Annotated in this window: 5 protein-coding genes; 4 read left to right on the top strand and 1 reads right to left on the bottom strand. The window is 67.8% G+C overall.

Features of this window, described 5'->3' with window-relative positions:
• Positions 1–43: 43 nt before the first annotated feature.
• Complete coding sequence (locus JMF90_RS31000) at positions 44–472, top strand: hypothetical protein (RefSeq protein WP_011694699.1); 429 nt, start codon at positions 44–46, stop codon at positions 470–472.
• A 48-nt stretch (positions 473–520) separates the two neighbouring features.
• On the opposite strand, the gene JMF90_RS30995 is transcribed toward JMF90_RS31000, so the two are convergent.
• Positions 521–745, bottom strand: a complete 225-nt coding sequence (locus JMF90_RS30995; protein ID WP_011548005.1) for a hypothetical protein — start codon at positions 743–745, stop codon at positions 521–523.
• A 271-nt stretch (positions 746–1,016) separates the two neighbouring features.
• On the opposite strand from JMF90_RS30995, the gene JMF90_RS30990 reads away from it, so the two are divergent.
• The 3 genes from JMF90_RS30990 to JMF90_RS30980 all read left to right on the top strand — a co-directional run.
• Complete coding sequence (locus JMF90_RS30990) at positions 1,017–1,706, top strand: DUF969 domain-containing protein (RefSeq protein WP_011548004.1); 690 nt, start codon at positions 1,017–1,019, stop codon at positions 1,704–1,706.
• On the top strand, positions 1,703–2,653 hold the full coding sequence (locus tag JMF90_RS30985; protein WP_011548003.1) for a DUF979 domain-containing protein: 951 nt from the start codon (positions 1,703–1,705) through the stop codon (positions 2,651–2,653). The genes JMF90_RS30990 and JMF90_RS30985 overlap by 4 nt, the downstream gene beginning before the upstream one ends.
• 19 nt (positions 2,654–2,672) lie before the next feature.
• Positions 2,673–3,072 (top strand): DUF2891 family protein (locus tag JMF90_RS30980; RefSeq protein ID WP_201325871.1); only part of this gene is annotated, 400 nt, incomplete at its 3' end.

Genomic DNA, 3,072 nt, shown 5'->3' with positions numbered 1-3,072 from the left:
TGTTACCGTGCCGGCATCGACAAAAAAGCAAGGAGAGAACCGGATGAGCGCGCCCGATACCGTCCTCGTCAGCCGCGACCCGTACGCGCCGATCGTGATCGAGCAGGACGGCCGTTTGCTGTACCGGATCCACATCGAGAGCGGGCACGCGTCGTTCGACCGCGATTTTCCGGTCGAACCCGATGCGGTGCGCGTGCTGCGCGACGATGCCGAGCGCTACTACTTCCTGTTCGCGGCGCTTCACCATCCGTACCAGCTGAGCGCGACGAACCTCTCCGACGCGGAGCGCGAGCGTTATTTCGGCACGATCCTGTTCGCCGGCCGCGACGAAGTCGAAGCCTTCATGACGGAACGCGATCGTGCCAGCAACGGCGCGGTGGCGAACTTGCTGAGCATCTTCACGCAGGCCGATTACCGGCAACTGCGCGAGGGCCGGTGGTTCGGCATGGGTGCGGGCATGCCGGCCGCGTAGCGGGCCGTAGCGCGCATCGGGCCGCGCGGCGGCCGTGCCGCCACGCCGTCAATGGCTGCGCGCGTAGCCCTGGATCAGCGCGCGCATCATCCCTTCGACCGTCGCGTCGCGCAGGTCGGCTTCCTGCTCGGCTTCCTCGACGAGCGCGGCATAGGCGGTCGCGAGCGTCACGCGGTCGACTTCATGGCGTTGCTCCATCAGCGTCACCATCCCGTCCTTCGCCAGATGAGCGGAGAACGCGCGGCTGCCGATGGTCTGGAATACGTCAATCATGGCGGCTCTCCCGTACGTTGCCGATGCTCTTCAGTGTAGTCGGCGCCCCGGGGCTGCGCCACGCGCGCCGGGCGGCCCGATTCATCCGATGAAACGCGGCCGACACATGGCGCGGGCACGGTGTCCATCGGCTTCAACGTTTACCCGAACCGGCAAATTGTCGACTTTTTATCGATAAAGTCTCGTGTTAGATTTCGCCGTCCGAGCCCGATGCAAACCGGGCCGGCCGCGCGTGGCCGACGTGCCGCGCGTCCAGACACAAGGAGGGGAAATGCTGGTGCTGATTGGGGTGCCGATCGTCGTGATCGGCTTCGCGCTGCGCTTCAATGCGCTGCTGGTGGTCACGATCGCGGGGCTCGCGACGGGGCTGGCGGGCGGGCTGAATCTCGTCGACATCGTCAGTGCGTTCGGCAAGGCGTTCACCGAGAACCGCTACATGGGGCTGATCTGGCTCACGCTGCCGGTGATCGCGCTGCTCGAGCGCAACGGGCTCAAGGAGCAGGCGAAGCGGATGATCTCGCGGGTGCAGGCGGCCACCACGGGCCGCGTGCTGATGCTGTACTTCGTGCTGCGCCAGGCGACCGCCGCGCTCGGCCTCACGTCGCTCGGCGGCCACGCGCAGATGGTGCGGCCGCTGATCGCACCGATGGCCGAGGCCGCCGCGGTCGGCCGGCACGGCGAGCTGCCCGAGGCGGTGCGCCAGCAGATCCGCGCGCATGCGTCGGGCGCCGACAACGTCGCCGTGTTCTTCGGCGAGGACATCTTCATCGCGATCCAGTCGATCCTGCTGATCAAGGGCTTTCTCGAACAGAACGGCATCGCCATCGAGCCGCTGCACCTGTCGGTGTGGGCGATCCCGACCGCGATCGCCGCGCTGCTGATCCACTGCACGCGCCTCGCGCTGCTCGACCGCCGGCTCGCGCGCGGCTTCGGCCTGGTCAGGCAGGAGGGCGCGCGATGATCGGCCTCGAATCGCTGTACACGCTCGCGGGGCTGATGTTCGCCGCGTTCGCGTACTTCAACCTGACGGATCGCACGAACCCGCGGCGCGTCGTCAATTTCGCGTTCTGGGCCATCTACGCGGTCACGTTCCTGTTCGGCGCGCTGCTGCCGCATTTCGTGACGGGGTGCCTCGCGATCGCGCTCGCGGTGATCGCCGGCTCCGGCAAGCTCGGCCGCGGCCGGTCCGACGAGGCCGGCGAAGCGGCGGCCGGGCGGCGCGAGACGCTCGCGCAGCGCTTCGGCAACCGGCTGTTCCTGCCGGCGCTGCTGATTCCGCTCGTCACGCTGATCGGCACGTTCGCGCTGAAGCTCGTGCCGTTCGTCGAGCCGAAGAGCGTGACGCTGATCTCGCTCGTGCTCGGCACGATCGTCGCGTTCGTCGTCGCGCTCGCGATGCTGCGCGATTCGCCCGTGCATGCGCTGAAGGAGGCGCGCCACACGATGGATGCGGTCGGCTGGGCCGCGATCCTGCCGCAGATGCTCGCGGCGCTCGGCGCATTGTTCGCGGTGGCGGGCGTCGGCGGCGTGGTGTCGGGGCTCGTGAAGGACTGGGTGCCGATCGATTCGCCGTTCGCGGTGGTCGCGGCCTATACGGTCGGCATGGCGCTGTTCACGATGATCATGGGCAACGGCTTCGCCGCGTTCCCGGTGATGACGGCCGGCATCGGCCTGCCGCTGATCGTCCACCAGTTCCACGGCAATCCGGCGATCATGGGCGCGATCGGGATGCTGAGCGGCTTCTGCGGTACGCTGATGACGCCGATGGCCGCGAACTTCAACATCGTGCCCGCGGCGCTGCTCGAACTGAAGGACAAGAACGGCGTGATCAAGGCGCAGTGGCCGACCGCCGTGCTGCTGCTGGCCGTGAACACGCTGCTGATGTACGCGTTCGTATTCCGCTTCTGATTCGATGGACGAGATCCTCATGACCGACCGACTCACCCCCGAACTCGCGTCGAAATTCGCGTCGCTCGCGCTCGCGCACCTGACCCGCGAATATCCGAACAAGCTCACGCATGCGCTCGAAGGGCCGCACGACGTGCAGGGCCCGCGCGCATTGCACCCGATCTTCTACGGCAGCTACGACTGGCATTCGTGCGTGCACGGCTACTGGCTCGTGCTGCGCGTGCTCGAACGCTACCCGGCACTGCCGGAAGCCGAGCGCATCGTCGCGACCGTCGATGCGCATTTCACCGACGCGAACGTCGCCGGCGAGCGTGCGTATCTCGCGCTGCCGCACAACGCCGGCTTCGAGCGGCCGTACGGCTGGGCGTGGCTGCTCGCGCTCGCCGCGCAGCTCGAGCGGCTCGCGCTGAAGGGCGCGC

Origin of the sequence: Burkholderia sp. E168m23, assembly GCF_016586125.1 — a bacterium.
GTDB classification, from domain to species: domain Bacteria; phylum Pseudomonadota; class Gammaproteobacteria; order Burkholderiales; family Burkholderiaceae; genus Burkholderia; species Burkholderia orbicola.
The sequence above is the reverse complement of the archived record's forward strand: the minus strand, read 5'-3'. Positions and strand labels throughout refer to the sequence as shown.

Excerpts from the sequence above, each read along its gene's own strand:
- JMF90_RS31000 (WP_011694699.1), top strand. The coding sequence starts at position 44 with ATGAGCGCGCCCGATACCGTCCTCGTCAGCCGCGACCCGTACGCGCCG.
- JMF90_RS30990 (WP_011548004.1), top strand. The coding sequence starts at position 1,017 with ATGCTGGTGCTGATTGGGGTGCCGATCGTCGTGATCGGCTTCGCGCTG.
- JMF90_RS30995 (WP_011548005.1), bottom strand. The coding sequence starts at position 745 with ATGATTGACGTATTCCAGACCATCGGCAGCCGCGCGTTCTCCGCTCAT.
- JMF90_RS30985 (WP_011548003.1), top strand. The coding sequence starts at position 1,703 with ATGATCGGCCTCGAATCGCTGTACACGCTCGCGGGGCTGATGTTCGCC.